Source organism: Streptomyces bugieae (assembly GCF_036352915.1).
Lineage (GTDB): Bacteria > Actinomycetota > Actinomycetes > Streptomycetales > Streptomycetaceae > Streptomyces > Streptomyces endophytica.
On the sequence record NZ_JAZBJP010000226.1, the window covers coordinates 1 to 395 of the forward strand.

Sequence of the window (395 nt, forward strand, 5' to 3'; positions counted from 1 at the left end):
CTGTATGACGGTCGAAGGCCGCAAGACTTTCAGGCGAATGGCAAAGAGCCACGGCGCATGGCTCGCTGAGCTTCTGGCGGATTTCCCCGCGGACCGGTTCGACGGCTTGATCGGCGAGCTCGACGAGCTCAAGGGCGCTGTCAGGGACGCTCTGCAAAAACCCTGAGCGGGCGCAACTGTCAGCGCCGCACCTTCACTCCGGCCGTCTCCCGATCCCATGTATCCGCCGTGACGCCCGCGTCGCGCAGCACGCCCTTCTTGATCTTGCCGTTCTCCGTCAGCGGCATCTGGCTCAAAATGCGCACGTAGCGCGGGATGGCGAAATAAGCGATCTGTCCTTCGCAATGCCTGACGATGTCGACGGGCTCCAGCGATTGCCCTGGTTCCAGCAGGAT

General features: G+C 62.8%; 1 protein-coding gene. It reads right to left on the reverse strand.

Annotation, left to right across the window (positions count from 1 at the left end; all coding sequences use genetic code 11):
- Positions 1 to 179: 179 nt before the first annotated feature.
- A partial coding sequence (locus V2J85_RS40995; protein WP_419836892.1) for an AMP-binding enzyme occupies positions 180 to 395 on the reverse strand: 216 nt, incomplete at its 5' end.